The sequence below is a fragment of the Bacillus sp. 01N45 genome (genome assembly GCF_056399205.1).
In genome coordinates this window covers 67,427-79,644 of record NZ_JBFTQW010000009.1, presented here as the reverse complement: position 1 = coordinate 79,644, position 12,218 = coordinate 67,427, and the positions used below count along the sequence as shown (strand labels likewise).

The 12,218-nt window shown below is 34.5% G+C and carries 13 protein-coding genes, 1 pseudogene and 1 riboswitch; of the genes and pseudogenes, 5 read left to right on the top strand and 9 right to left on the bottom strand.

What is annotated here, in order from left to right; genetic code table 11:
* Positions 1 to 100 precede the first annotated feature (100 nt).
* Entirely contained in the window at positions 101 to 1,210 is a 1,110-nt protein-coding gene (locus AC1DMU_RS20540) for a PRK06851 family protein (protein ID WP_000147454.1), read from the bottom strand.
* Between the two features lie 149 nt (positions 1,211 to 1,359).
* Positions 1,360 to 1,472, top strand: a riboswitch (SAM riboswitch).
* Between the two features lie 84 nt (positions 1,473 to 1,556).
* On the opposite strand from AC1DMU_RS20540, the gene AC1DMU_RS20535 reads away from it, so the two are divergent.
* Entirely contained in the window at positions 1,557 to 2,189 is a 633-nt protein-coding gene (locus tag AC1DMU_RS20535) for a cyclase family protein (protein WP_046958871.1), read from the top strand.
* A 27-nt stretch (positions 2,190 to 2,216) separates the two neighbouring features.
* On the opposite strand, the gene AC1DMU_RS20530 is transcribed toward AC1DMU_RS20535, so the two are convergent.
* From AC1DMU_RS20530 to AC1DMU_RS20500, 7 genes and pseudogenes are all read right to left on the bottom strand, one after another.
* The gene (locus AC1DMU_RS20530; RefSeq protein ID WP_000424111.1) at positions 2,217 to 2,597 is read right to left on the bottom strand and encodes a hypothetical protein; all 381 of its coding nucleotides are present in this window, start codon (positions 2,595 to 2,597) and stop codon (positions 2,217 to 2,219) included.
* A gap of 222 nt (positions 2,598 to 2,819) precedes the next feature.
* Positions 2,820 to 2,981, bottom strand: a pseudogene (locus AC1DMU_RS20525) (ATP-binding protein); the annotation flags it as partial.
* Between the two features lie 209 nt (positions 2,982 to 3,190).
* Positions 3,191 to 4,456, bottom strand: coding sequence for an S-adenosylmethionine decarboxylase related protein (locus AC1DMU_RS20520; RefSeq protein ID WP_088061581.1), 1,266 nt, complete (start codon positions 4,454 to 4,456; stop codon positions 3,191 to 3,193).
* Between the two features lie 236 nt (positions 4,457 to 4,692).
* A complete protein-coding gene (locus AC1DMU_RS20515) occupies positions 4,693 to 5,361 on the bottom strand; it encodes an LSm family protein (protein WP_001004279.1) in 669 nt (222 codons plus the stop codon).
* 163 nt (positions 5,362 to 5,524) lie between these two features.
* Positions 5,525 to 5,974: a spore coat protein gene (locus AC1DMU_RS20510; RefSeq protein WP_088061577.1), complete on the bottom strand. Its 450-nt coding sequence runs from the start codon at positions 5,972 to 5,974 to the stop codon at positions 5,525 to 5,527.
* A 20-nt stretch (positions 5,975 to 5,994) separates the two neighbouring features.
* A complete protein-coding gene (locus tag AC1DMU_RS20505) occupies positions 5,995 to 6,519 on the bottom strand; it encodes a spore coat protein (protein WP_088061576.1) in 525 nt (174 codons plus the stop codon).
* Positions 6,520 to 6,754: 235 nt separating this feature from the next.
* Positions 6,755 to 6,994, bottom strand: a complete 240-nt coding sequence (locus tag AC1DMU_RS20500) for a helix-turn-helix domain-containing protein (RefSeq protein ID WP_088061574.1) — start codon at positions 6,992 to 6,994, stop codon at positions 6,755 to 6,757.
* Positions 6,995 to 7,173: 179 nt separating this feature from the next.
* Here AC1DMU_RS20500 and AC1DMU_RS20495 point away from each other — a divergent pair, with 179 nt between their 5' ends.
* A complete protein-coding gene (locus AC1DMU_RS20495; protein ID WP_046953739.1) occupies positions 7,174 to 7,542 on the top strand; it encodes a hypothetical protein in 369 nt (122 codons plus the stop codon).
* Between the two features lie 258 nt (positions 7,543 to 7,800).
* Here the strand turns inward: AC1DMU_RS20495 and AC1DMU_RS20490 are convergent, their stop codons facing one another.
* Positions 7,801 to 8,850, bottom strand: coding sequence for an NAD(P)/FAD-dependent oxidoreductase (locus tag AC1DMU_RS20490; RefSeq protein ID WP_001070939.1), 1,050 nt, complete (start codon positions 8,848 to 8,850; stop codon positions 7,801 to 7,803).
* 331 nt (positions 8,851 to 9,181) lie between these two features.
* Between AC1DMU_RS20490 and AC1DMU_RS20485 the strand changes: the two genes are divergently transcribed.
* Genes AC1DMU_RS20485 through AC1DMU_RS20475 form a run of 3 tightly spaced genes read left to right on the top strand, consistent with a single transcriptional unit; the run spans position 9,182 to position 12,192 of the window.
* On the top strand, positions 9,182 to 10,099 hold the full coding sequence (locus AC1DMU_RS20485; protein WP_000732569.1) for an iron-hydroxamate ABC transporter substrate-binding protein: 918 nt from the start codon (positions 9,182 to 9,184) through the stop codon (positions 10,097 to 10,099).
* Positions 10,100 to 10,147: 48 nt separating this feature from the next.
* Entirely contained in the window at positions 10,148 to 11,188 is a 1,041-nt protein-coding gene (locus tag AC1DMU_RS20480; protein ID WP_002096896.1) for a FecCD family ABC transporter permease, read from the top strand.
* Entirely contained in the window at positions 11,185 to 12,192 is a 1,008-nt protein-coding gene (locus tag AC1DMU_RS20475) for a FecCD family ABC transporter permease (protein WP_088061572.1), read from the top strand. Before AC1DMU_RS20480 ends, AC1DMU_RS20475 begins: the two co-directional genes overlap by 4 nt.
* The last annotated feature ends 26 nt before the right edge of the window (positions 12,193 to 12,218 follow it).

Here is a 12,218-nt window from a genome sequence, read left to right as displayed (position 1 = left end):
GATTATTTCCTTGGAAATTCGACAAATATACTGCTAATTTTACTACATACTAAAATAGCTGTCAGAAAATTCCCGACAGCCTACTAAAATCCTTTATTTTTTACTTGTTCTTTTCTGTTACACTAACCGCAATTCGTTCAAACTCTTTTTGAATCTCCTCTTTATATGCATCTACTTTTGAAAAATCCATAGCAGCAATATATATTCGTTCTAATTTATCACGAACTGATTTCGCTTTCGCTAAGAAAGACATCGCCTCATTCATTTTTGCTTTATATTGAATCGACACGTCACGAATTTCTGTCGCATACTTCTCATCTGTCCCTGGTGTCACAATCAAGGCATACATATCTATAATTTCATCACCTTCGCGGCTCGGAAAATATTCATGTGGTGCGGTGCTATCAAAAATTGCAAACCCTAATTCTCTTACGATAACCATATCAAGACTATTTGGATCAAATCCACAATGATATACTTCAACTTCAAATCCTTTTTCTTCTGCTGCCTTAGCTAATTTTTTAAGCATTGTTGATTTCCCAGATCCTGGGCGTCCTTTTATAAAATAACGATGTGGTAATCCCTCTGTTAAATTAGGAACAAAATCAACTGCTCCTTTCGGTGTAGCTGCCCCTAAAAACCGATGTTTCACAAGCGATTGTTTCCCGCCTTTATCTGTAAATAACTTCTGAATCAGCTGATCGGTTAGTTCATTTGCTTTATTAAAATCAATATTATTAATATATATTTTCTCCCACTCGTCATGTATAACTAGTGCCTCGTTAAAACAAGCGTAAGCAGTTTGAAAAGCCTTGCTTGCTTCTGAAACAAATCGTTCAATTTCCACCTTCTGCTTTCTTAATTTATCTGAGTCCCAAGCAACCCCTAAATTAATATACTCTTCGACAACTCCTGGCATTTTCGGCTCAATAACATGCGGTGATGTTCCATCAACAATTCCTACTTTTAACTTCGGGATAATTACACCATCAACCGATTTATTATCAGAAGAACAGTGTAAAAATTCAATATCATATCCTTTTTCAACCCACTCGCGACCTATTGCTTTGATTAAAGAAGATTTCCCGGTTCCAGGACCACCCTTTAAAATAAATAACCTGTTTAGCCCTTTTAAATTCTCATCGTATAAATTATGAAATCCTCTAGCTGTATTTCCACCAGCGTAATAATTCAATACATTCCCTGTCACTGCACTCACTCCTTCGCAGCATTCTATTTACATAAGCTACAATATGCGAGCAACTTTATTTGGGTGAATACCTATTTTGTATTGCACGAAAAAAGGAAATGAATTACAATTTAAAAGTAGTGAATATTCAGAAACGAAAACTTAATATGTCTTTATCAAGAGAGGCAGAGGGACCGGCCCTTTGACGCCCAGCAACCTCAGTTTATACAAACTGAATAGGTGCTAATTCCTGCAAAATGCATTGCATTTTGAAAGATAAAACGTAACTATTGTGTACAAAACTCATCTTTCTTGATTATGAAAGGTGAGTTTTTTTATTTCAAAACATATATTGGAGGTATTTAAAATGAAAGTAATTGACCTATCACAAACATTTGAAAACAATATGTCCCAATTCCCTGGAACACCAAAAATCAATTTAGGAGCCATTACAAGCGTTGAAGAGACAGGCTATCAAGTTACAGATTTTCATTCTGTCGTTCATGTTGGCACGCATTGTGATGCTCCTGCTCATTTCATTTCAGGCGCAACGACTATTGATCAATTACCCCTAGATCAATTTGTAGGCGAAGCTGTTCTTATTGATGTAACTCATGTACAAGAACGAAAACTACCTAAAGAAGTATTACACAACGCTGACATAAAAGAAGGTGATATTGTCATTTTCCATTCCAATCTATCTACGAAATGGAATACAGAAGCATATGAGAAAGAAGCTTTTTATCTTTCTGAAGAATTAGCTGAAGAACTAGTTCAATTAAAAGTAAAATCTGTCGGTTTAGATTTCATCTCTCCTGATGAGGTAACGACAGAAACATCGCCAATCCATCACATACTACTTGGGAATAATATTTATTTAATCGAAAACTTAACAAACTTAGATGCAATTAACACGAAACGTTTCTTTTTCTCAGCGGCACCTTTAAAAATTAAAGATAGCGACGGTGCTTTCGCAAGGGCATTCGCTGTAATTTTTTAAACAAACTATACAAAAAAGCAAAGATCATCATTGACCTTTGCTTCTATTTTTTTTATTTAAACTAAGAAAGAATTGCTCAACACGAGGACGTAACCAAGCTAAATAATCTTTCTCTTTCTTCTTTGTACAAGCTATTTCTTCGCCATCTACCATTCCGACAAGCTCTAGCTCTAACAGTTGCCTCGTAAATGCTAACATATTTATTTCTTCGTCTGGATACTCTTCTTTTAATTTCTCCTCAATTTCCCCCAATAAAAAACCGTCACGCATCATTGCCAATGCATCAATCCAAAGTGGCGGCATTTCATATTTTTCTCCTGTAATTGTATCTTTTACAATATAATTCTTTTGCTCTTTTCGAAATTGAATCGTGTGTAAACATACAGTCGAATTTAATGTTAATTCCATCATACCACCTCTTTCATAATATCTGCATAGAAAAAAGGATGCGCGTGCACCCCTTCTTTCTCTAACACTACCGAACCGTTACATGAATAACAAATCTCATGTCGATATTTTCCTCCATTATAAACGAAGTATTTTATAAAAAAAACCCTTCTTGAAACATTTTATAAAATGTTTATATTTACACAACAAGAACACTTTTCTGAAATTTTTTTCTCTAGCACATTATGCTGTCGGTAAAAAAATTTCCTCTTTCGTTCCTATTCCCATGCTACTTTGAATCGCGATACTTCCTTGATGTTCCTCAATGATTTTATATGTAATCATTAACCCAAGTCCCGTACCATTCTCCTTTGTTTTGTAAAAAGCTTTACCGATTTTCTCTAACAAATCCGTTAATTTTTTTAAATAATTTAAAAGCTTCTCTTTCCTCATATATCAAGCTTTTAAATTTGTTCATATAAATACTCCTCATACTCAATACAAAAGCTCTACATATTATCTCCTTAAATTATAAGTATGAAATTGCTTTCAGGGTAAGATGTAACCTTATCATACGAAAAGGAAGGAGATTTCCCCTTCCTTTTCGTCACAACTTATATCCATCTTACCCGATCATGTAGCAATCCATCCGTAAAGTCATTTCCGCCCACTACAAAATCCTTCATATATAAATTCAAATATTCTCCGTACTTACTCTCTGTATTTAATAATAATTCCTCTACATAATAGGCACCTTGTTTAAAGTTATCGAACAGTAAACTACACAAGCCAGCATAAATTCCGCATCCTACTTGGAAGTAAGTCGCATTCGTTTTATATTTATGAAAAACTTGACTGCTATTCATCACGTTATACATATATGTCTCACTATTTTCATAAACGAGTAATACACCTACTAGATCCTCGCCGGCAATCTCTTCTTCGGCTGGATTAAATACTTTACGATTCCAACTCCATAAATCTTCTACTTGATCTAAGTTCTGTCTAATTACATTAGTCGTATACTCATTAATTCGGTAAAGAAAACCCACTTCCATATTGAAGTTTTTTCCTAAAATTAAAACTTCCTCATGTGGCATTAAACAGCCATAAAACTCTTTCTCTCCTAACTTTACTTTATACTCTGAAGCATATACATCTTCATAAAAATAAAGAGGACGATGATGACTCATATACATCGGATAACTCCATATCGCTTCATCTAGAAATCGCTCTACTGCCCATGAAGCATAAAGTGTATGAGGCTTTATAAGTGCTGTATCATTTAAAAATGACGTATCATGTTCTACTATATAACATGCTCTTGGCTTTTCCTTTGGACGTTCCTTCATAAGTTCAACAACCATCCATTGAACAACACCTGGATTCATACCTGAGCCTATAATTGCTTTTGTATTTGTAAATTTCTCTTTCTCCTTCTCAAACCTCGTATATCTTTCCGTAAGCTGAAAACCGATTAAACTATCGTCCTGATCTACTTCCTCATTTTCCAAAGCTGAATTAATATAACAAATTCCAAGTTCATTACAACAACTTAATACTCTGATTGTATCTGCCCCCGAAACATCAATAACAACACCCGTGCTTTTTTCTTTCAAATGTTGTTTGAATTTCACTACATCTTGAAGGTCAATTTCATATAAAAACAATTGATCTTTCAAATTTGGAAACAACTCACCATAATAAGCCCTATCTTTTTGTTTTATGTCAACCAAATGAAATGTAACATTCTTTATCGCTTCATAAATCGGGTCTTTTTCATTTGCTATCGCTTGATTTAAAATTGCTAAAACTGCTTTTGCTGCTCCACCAGCACTACCAAGTAATGTAATCGATAACGAATTTGGAAACTGCTCCACAAACAAAACCCCTTTAATATATTAGTTGAGCAGTTCTCCCACAAAAAAATAAATTGAATATATAAAAAATGGCTCGTACATATTTTTTATAATTTTGCACAAGATTTCCTCTTCAAAGGTCACACTAACACATTTATATTCAATTCATTTTCCCTCTCATATTCAAATCGAGCTAAACAAATAGGCTCGACCTTTTCTTCTGCATATAAAAGAAAAAGCCAGCCCTTTCAACTAGATTACGGACAATGGACAGATTTCACATGTTGAATATTCACATACATTTTTGCATCACGTGCTTTTAATATTTCAATATGCCCTTCATCAATCTTTGCCATCTTTCCGATTTTATTAGATTCCTCACCTAAATCGAACACCATGATTTTGCCGGACATTTTAATAAGCTGTTCTTCGAATGTTCTAGCTAACGTAATATTTAATGGATTCACGGGGAGTTCATTTTTATTGAGGGCGTACGGGACTTGGTTTTCTTTATACGGAATTAACCATTTCAAATGCTTTAAAGATATATATACTGTTTTATAAACTGGGCTATAAAAAACAATATAATCGTTCATTACACTTGTAACATAACCATGTATTGGAGCATTTCCTGCTACATAAACCTCTGTAAAAATCCCTTTAGAAGTGCTTAATACTTTTCTTAAAGAAATAGAAGGCGATTCCCTCTTAATTACAGAGTCAACATCTGGTTTTGATATTTCCTCATCATATGGTCTTAAAAATTTATAATATTGTACATGGTATAAAGATATATATACGTAGTCTTGTCCATTGTAAAGAACAACAATATCATTTCCTACGTCTATTAATACACCTTTAAATCTTTTTTCACCGATTAGTTTAACATATATATTTTCTCCAATACTTTTGTTTAACTCATTCATCTATATCCTCCTTCCTATAAATTTTTTGCTTTCCTATTCTCCATTCAAAAAAATAATCAGGGGCAATGTTCCGTCTTAATAGTAAAGACTTCCTTTTCATACTATCCGAAATAAGAAATCGTTCTTCACCTTCAACCATAATGCCCCTCTTATTTATCAAACATTATTCTTCTTCATTCTTTTTACATTTCACTACTTGGCTCACACTCTTAATATGAGACTTAATTACATAAATAACTTCATCGCAGTTTACTAGTGTAATACAGTCATGGTGTACCTCACTTAACAAACCTTCTACACATTCTGGACCGCCACGATTAATCTTTACCCACTTATACTTCAAGTCACGTAATACATCGACAAAAGTATCATCATCAGAGCAGAAACTTGAAACATAGCAATCGCCACATTTACTTTCTTTCACTTTCTTAACTAGACTCTTCACATGCTTTAGTTGGTAATATACTAATTCACCAAGAGGAAGTTGTAATGTAAGGTAATCTCTTCCTAACGATACAAGTACCCCCACTCGACTCTCTGGTCCACGAAGATTTACTTTTACAGTCTCACCGACTAAACACTTAATTTGCTCACAGCATAATATGCTCTCCAATTTCGTATCCCCCTTTCTTATTATCTTCCTCTACTTGATTGTCTTTGTGCACGAGCGCGACCTGAATTATTGCTACTACTTTCCTTACTACTACTATCGTCGCTCTCATCGCTCTCTCCGCATGCTAATGCATTATAGTTAACGCTTTTAATATGCTTTATTGCAACTAATATAATTTCTTCTTTTACGATCAATGTTACGAAATCACACGAAACATCTTGTAAGATGCCTTCTACTTTCTCTGGACCACCGCGATTAATTTTCACCCAGCAATATTTGAAGCTTTGAAGTAGTGCTTCAAAGTCTTCTGCACATGCACAATCTTCCCAATCGCAATCACTTGATCCACAGTCTTTCGCATTTTTTGTAATACTTTTTAGATGACTAAGTTGATAGTAATAAAGCTCACCTTTTTCATTCTGCAATACGAAGTAGTCCGGACATACTGATATTATTGTTCCTTTTTGAGATTCTGGACCACCCCTGTTTACTCTCACAAAAGATCCAATTAAGTCTTTCAAAAAATCACAATGAAATAAACTCACGAGAAAACCCCTTCCATTAATTTATAAGCATTTGCACTGATAGTATATGTATCTGTACAGGTTACGTTCTCTATGTTTGTCCTAGCTAGAAAAAAATATGCTTTTAACATGGTAGACTACTACCTATCAAAATTCGAAGAAATGCTAAACGCTCCTTAGGCTTTTAATATCTTTAAACAAAAAATCCCGTATGAAGATACATTTCTGCATATCTTCATACGGGATTTCCCATAGTTTAATCTTCGTCTTTAACATCCATATCTTCTGGAATTGGTTCATTCAATATATCTTCCACTAATTGCTTATATTTCTCCATTTGTTCTAAATGTGTATTGAATTGTTCTTTATTTAATAAATATTGCTCTCCATCAAATAGTGTACGAATTTTCTTTTGCTGAATTAGCTCTTCAATATACGACTTTGGTAAATTCAAATACTCCGCAGCTTCTTCTACTGTTATATACAACGCGTTCATTCCTTTATTATTTTTTCATATATACTGTATCTTACTTTATTTTTGTAAACAAATAAAAAAGATTTTGTAAATGCAATTTAAAAAGAAGGTGGATGCATTCCATATATTGTATAATAATATAGTAAGGATTTTTTAAATATAGAATGGTATTACCCATTTACACAAAGGAGAGTTAACATATGGCTACTCGTCACATCATTACAATGTTAGAAAAAACATTACAATTTGAAACAGAAAACACAATTTCTCATTTAACTACATCTTTATCTGATCGTATTCTTTCTCAAAGCGCAGCAATACATGAAAACAATTGTTACCATACAATTGGGGAATGGTACAAAAATCATTTTTTATTCCAACAAGATGATTTCCTTTGGGCTAAATACGCTTTCTATGACGCATATTGTGAAGCTATAAAGGAACAAGGACATCTTACAAAACGCGTCCGTCAAATATTAGAATCATTAGCTCGAATGCATGGAAAACAGTACATTGCCTCCATATTAAATATGCCATTTCCTAACGAACGAGCTAAAGGGACAGCATAATGTAATACTGTTCTGCGGCAGTAAAACATAGATTCATTGTTTTCTAGGAAGATTTACAAATAAAACGTTCATATCACATGAACTGATGAAACCGGTGTCATTACAATGATTGAAAATATAGTAAACAGGAAAACCCCCATTTACCTCTCTCGTCACTCGAGAAGAGAAGTAAATGGGGGTTACTTGTTTCTTTATCCCGCTATTAGTGCGCGGCCATACTCAGCTGGGAATAGCCCCACTGATTACAGTTTAACTTTATTATTTCATCATCTGCTTGATCAATTCACGATTTCTCTTCTTAAATACTTCATTATGCGAAGAAACCATTCCGTACTCACTTGCATCAGGTTGAATAAATTGTTTCGCTTTATTTACAGCATTTCCAGCATCTTGGAATGCTCCCGCAATTAAGTGTAATTTCCCTTCGTGCTTTAAAATATCTCCCGCAGCATATAATCCATCTACAGAGGACTCACTATTCGCATTACCTGCAATATAATAATTATCTATAATTGCAACGTCTAACTCACTATTTTCTAATAACGTAATGTCACGTTCATATCCATGGTTAATAATCACTTCATCAATAGGTAAATGTGAAATTTCACTTGTTTCATGATTCGTTAATTCTACATATTCGATCGCTTCATGATTATCACCAGCAATGAGTTTTGTAATCGATGTATTAAAGAAACACTCCGCCGAGCTGTTCAGCAGTTGTTTTACTTGTGCTTCATGACCAGATAATTCTTCTTTTCTATATGTTACATACACTTTTTTCGCAATTGGTTCTAATTCATTTGCCCAATCAACAGCAGAATTTCCTCCGCCGGAAATAATGACCGTCTTACCTTTGAAACGCTTTAAAGATTTCACTGTATAATTTAAATTAGATACTTCAAATCGCTCAGCACCTTCAATTGATAACTTTTGAGGTTTCAATATACCACTTCCAGTTGCGACGATAACTGTTTTTGAAAAATGTTCTTCTCCAGTGCTTGCTTTTAACGTAAAAGTGCCATCTTCGTTACGAATAATCGATTCTACTTTTGTATTTAATACCACTTCTGGCTTAAATGTTAGCCCTTGCTGTACAAGTTGTTCAATTAATTTATCACCTGTAACTGGCAGCAGCCCTCCTACATCCCAAATCATCTTCTCTGGATAAACATGTATTTTTCCACCTAACTGTGGTTGAAATTCTATTATTTTCGTTTTCATCTCTCTGAGTCCACTATAAAAAGCTGAATAAAGCCCTGCAGGCCCTCCGCCTATCACAGTTACATCAAACAATTCTTCTTGATTCATTCGTGTCACTCCTCAGCTACTAGTCATTGATTATCATTCTCAATAAAATATAACCTGTTTCCGCAAAATTTACAATCAAAATTACTATTGACAATACACCTATATAAAATTATATTATTTAAAGAATCAATAGTGATAATCATTATCATTTTGTTAATAATTAGTAAATTTGAGATTACATCTTCTTTTATTAATATGGTTAATACTATATTGTAGAATCTCATATTCAAGATTTTTAATAAGCATTTTGCATTACCACTACTCTTTCAAAAAGATTGCAGTTAAACAAATTATTATATACAAATATCATCTATGTTAAAGGAGAAAGACAATGAAAAAGTTATTTATTTCACTAACAGTTCTTTTCGTTCTTGTTATGAGCGCTTGTAGCAATGGCTCTACAGACAAAAAGAACGATGCAAAAGGTAGTAAATCAGAAACAATTACATACCAATCTGAAAATGGTAAAGTAGAAGTTCCTGCAAATCCAAAACGTGTTGTTGTTTTATCATCATTCGCTGGTAACGTGATGTCATTAGATGTAAATCTTGTTGGGGTAGATTCATGGTCTAAACAAAACCCACGCTTTGATAGCAAACTTAAAGATGTTGCTGAAGTATCAGATGAAAACGTTGAAAAAATCGCTGAACTAAATCCAGATTTAATCATTGGTTTATCAAATATTAAAAATGTTGATAAGTTAAAGAAGATCGCTCCTACTGTAACGTACACTTACGGAAAAGTTGATTACTTAACACAGCATTTAGAAATCGGTAAATTATTAAACAAAGAAAAAGAAGCAAAAACTTGGGTTGATGACTTCAAGAAACGTGCACAGGACGCTGGTAAAGAAATTAAAGCAAAAATCGGTGAAGATGCAACAGTTTCTGTTGTAGAAAACTTCAACAAACAGCTTTATGTATACGGCGAAAACTGGGGCCGTGGAACAGAAATTCTATACCAAGAAATGAAATTAAAAATGCCTGAAAAAGTAAAAGAAAAAGCATTAAAAGAAGGTTACTACGCATTATCTACTGAAGTATTACCTGAGTTTGCTGGTGATTACTTAATCGTAAGTAAAAACAAAGATACTGATAACTCATTCCAAGAGACAGAATCATATAAAAACATCCCAGCAGTAAAAAATAATCGCGTATACGAAGCAAACATGATGGAATTCTATTTCAATGATCCACTTACATTAGATTTCCAACTAGACTTCTTCAAGAAAAGCTTTCTTGGTAAATAATACAAACATGAGGAATTCTTAATTTAAGAATTCCTCTTCCTTTATTCTATGAACAGAAAAGATGTGAAACGAATGACAAAAGATCACGACAATCCACGTTCTATAGCTTTTACATACAAACTAATTTTGAGCATAATTGCATTCTTTCTTATTTTTATGGTAGCAATGGTATTAGGTGCTGCAGATACTTCAATAAAAGACGTATGGTTAGCACTTACTTCCTCCGCTAAAGGGGACAAAATATCTATTATTCGCGAAATACGTTTGCCACGTGAAGTTGCTGCTATTTTTGTAGGAGCTGGACTTGCTGTTTCTGGAGCAATTATGCAAGGATTAACACGAAATCCACTTGCAGATCCTGGATTATTAGGGCTATCTGGTGGAGCAAATGCTGCGCTTGCACTGACACTTGCTTTCAATCCTTCCATCAGCTATCTTTACTTAACATTTGCTTGCTTTATTGGTGCTGCAATTGGCGCAATTATGGTATTTGGAATTGGTATGGTGAAAAAAGGCGGGCTATCCCCTCTTCGAATTGTATTAGCCGGTGCTGCCGTTTCAGCATTTCTACTCGCAATTTCAGAAGGAGTCGGCATTTACTTCAAAATTTCACAAGATGTATCACTTTGGACTGCTGGGGGCGTAATTGGAACTACTTGGAGTCAATTAAAAATTATTATTCCAGTCATTTCAATTAGTATCTTTATCGCTATCTTACTAGCAAAAAAATTGACAGTTCTTAGTTTCAGTGAAGAAGTGGCTATTGGATTAGGTCAAAAAATTATTGTTATTAAAACCATTCTATTTATCATTATTATCTTACTTGCTGGTGCTTCTGTAGCGCTTGTCGGAAATATGGCATTTATCGGTTTAATGGTACCTCACATGGTACGCCCAATTGTCGGTCCAGATTACCGATTTGTTATACCGATGTCAGCAATTGCTGGAGCTTCCTTTATGCTACTTGCAGATACAATCGGACGTACTATTAACGCTCCATACGAAACACCAGTTGCCGCTATTGTCGCAATTGTAGGGCTGCCATTCTTCCTATTCGTTGTACGTAAAGGAGGAAAAACATTCTCATGATGCAATCTATTCTAAGAAAACAACGTCTTATTATACTCGCTTTACTAATACTGACCATCACCACCATTGTAGTTGGAATGGGACTTGGTTCAGCATCTTTATCTTATGATCGACTACTCCCAACATTAATGGGACAGGGGACTTTTAAAGAGGAGTTTGTTTTATACTCTTTAAGACTACCTAGAATTGTTATTACATTATTAGCTGGTATGGCTCTCGCTTTATCAGGGGCTATTCTGCAAGGAATTACTCGAAATGATTTAGCTGAACCTGGCATTCTCGGAATCAACTCTGGGGCCGGTGTTGCTGTTGCTATTTTCTTTTTATACTTTCCAATAGATGTAGGTTCATTCCTTTATTTACTACCTGTCGTTGGATTTATCGGGGCTTTTCTGACAGCTGTTCTAATTTACGTATTTTCATATAGTAAATCAACTGGACTTCAGCCAATACGATTAACATTAACTGGTATCGGTTTTGCATTTGCACTATCTGGAATGATGATTGTCCTTATTTCATCCGCTGATCGTATGAAAGTGGACTTTATTTCAAAATGGATTGCCGGAAATATTTGGGGAGATGACTGGATCTTCGTTTTAGCAATGCTCCCATGGTTAATCGTATTAATTCCATTCGTTTTCTATAAAGCAAATCGATTAAACATTCTAGCATTAAACGAGCCAGTCGCAATCGGTGTTGGAATTGAAATTGAAAAAGAACGCAGATACTTATTAGTTGCAGCCGTTGCGCTTGCAGCTGCAGCTGTTTCCGTAACAGGAGGAATTAGCTTTATCGGACTAATGGCTCCTCATATCGCGAAATCTTTAGTAGGTCCAAGACATCAAATTTTCATGCCTATCGCCGTTTTAATCGGCGGATGGCTATTGCTATTAGCAGACACAATCGGACGAAACATCGTTGATCCTAATGGCATCCCAGCAGGTATTGTCGTTGCTTTAATTGGTGCTCCTTACTTTATGTATTTGTTGCTTAAGAAGGCATAGAAACACCCTCAAGAGTGAAATCTTGA

Coding starts and splice junctions, on each gene's coding strand:
- AC1DMU_RS20535 (WP_046958871.1), top strand. CDS start 1,557: ATGAAAGTAATTGACCTATCACAAACATTTGAAAACAATATGTCCCAA.
- AC1DMU_RS20530 (WP_000424111.1), bottom strand. CDS start 2,597: ATGGAATTAACATTAAATTCGACTGTATGTTTACACACGATTCAATTT.
- AC1DMU_RS20515 (WP_001004279.1), bottom strand. CDS start 5,361: ATGAATGAGTTAAACAAAAGTATTGGAGAAAATATATATGTTAAACTA.
- AC1DMU_RS20500 (WP_088061574.1), bottom strand. CDS start 6,994: ATGAACGCGTTGTATATAACAGTAGAAGAAGCTGCGGAGTATTTGAAT.
- AC1DMU_RS20495 (WP_046953739.1), top strand. CDS start 7,174: ATGGCTACTCGTCACATCATTACAATGTTAGAAAAAACATTACAATTT.
- AC1DMU_RS20490 (WP_001070939.1), bottom strand. CDS start 8,850: ATGAATCAAGAAGAATTGTTTGATGTAACTGTGATAGGCGGAGGGCCT.
- AC1DMU_RS20485 (WP_000732569.1), top strand. CDS start 9,182: ATGAAAAAGTTATTTATTTCACTAACAGTTCTTTTCGTTCTTGTTATG.
- AC1DMU_RS20480 (WP_002096896.1), top strand. CDS start 10,148: ATGAACAGAAAAGATGTGAAACGAATGACAAAAGATCACGACAATCCA.
- AC1DMU_RS20475 (WP_088061572.1), top strand. CDS start 11,185: ATGATGCAATCTATTCTAAGAAAACAACGTCTTATTATACTCGCTTTA.